The sequence below is a fragment of the Streptomyces triticirhizae genome, assembly GCF_003696235.1.
Lineage (GTDB): Bacteria > Actinomycetota > Actinomycetes > Streptomycetales > Streptomycetaceae > Streptomyces > Streptomyces triticirhizae.
Window position 1 is genome coordinate 1 of sequence record NZ_RFFJ01000404.1, and the last position, 1085, is coordinate 1085.

Here is a 1085-nt window from a genome sequence, read left to right on the forward strand (position 1 = left end):
GTCAGTAGGCGCTGTCGACGTTGTCCATGGAGCCGTAGCGGTCGGCGGCGTAGTTGCAGGCGGCGGTGATGTTGGCGACGGGGTCGTAGATGTTCTTGCTGGTTCCGTCGACGTGGTACTGCTCGAAGGTGGGGTCGATGACCTGGAGGAGGCCCTTGGAGGGGATGTCCTGTTCGGCGTTGGTGTCCCAGAGGTTGATGGTCAGGGGGTCGCCGGCGGACTCGCGCATCAGGTTGCGGTGGATGGAGTCGTAGGTGCCGGGGATGCCCTCCTTCTCCATGATGGTGAGGGCTTCCCTGATCCAGTTGTCGATCTGTTCGCTGGAGGCGGGTTCGGGCTTGGGCTGCTGGCTTTGGGGGATGACGACCAGCGAGCCGTCCTCGTGGTACTCCTCGCCCCGGCCGGTGTCGGCGTCGAAGCCGTCGGCGTGGCCGTCGATGACGCCCTCGGCGGGCTTGCCGTCGCCCTTGGCCCCATCCTCGTTCTCGTTGTGGGGCTCGGGCTGGGTGGTCTTCTCGGCGGGCTTGCCGCTCTCCTCGGCGTCACCGTCGTCGCTGTTGTCGGCGTCGGCGTTGTCGCCGTTGTCGGTGGTGGTGGGCTTGCCGAGGAGGCCGTCGGGGCCGTGGGGGGTGTAGGCGGCCGGGGCGGTGGTCTGGTCGGCGGCGGTGGTGGTGATGCCGGCCTGGGTGTCGTCGGCGGTGGCGGTGGTGGCGAAGGGGAGCGTCAGGGCCGTGGCGCCGACGGTCACGATGCCGGCCATCACGACCGGACGGGTCATGGTCCGGAAGGTGCCGTGGGTGCTGGCGGTCATGAAGGCGTCCTCTTTCGTGGAGGGGGCGGTGGAGCGTGGTCGCTGGTGTGCGGCCGACCCCCAACATGCACCGCCAACCATCCCCGTGGCAAAGCCCTGACCTGCGAAAACACCCCCACACGCCGGGACCTTCGACCCATCCCACACCCCGCGCCGACACCGTCCCCACACCTCCCGGGGCGCTACGACCGCGCCTCGTAGAGGACCAACGGCCTGTGCCGGCCCTCACACCGGCAGGACCCCCAACCCACCCCACAGCCACCGAACCACCACG

Annotated in this window: 1 protein-coding gene; it reads right to left on the reverse strand. The window is 69.2% G+C overall.

Going from position 1 to position 1085, the window contains the following annotated elements; translation table 11 throughout:
* Position 1: 1 nt before the first annotated feature.
* Entirely contained in the window at positions 2-811 is an 810-nt protein-coding gene (locus EBN88_RS29965; protein WP_122400092.1) for a transglycosylase SLT domain-containing protein, read from the reverse strand.
* Positions 812-1085: the final 274 nt, after the last annotated feature.

Bases quoted from the DNA above. Each gene is read 5' to 3' on its own strand.
- EBN88_RS29965 (WP_122400092.1), bottom strand. From the start codon at position 811: ATGACCGCCAGCACCCACGGCACCTTCCGGACCATGACCCGTCCGGTC.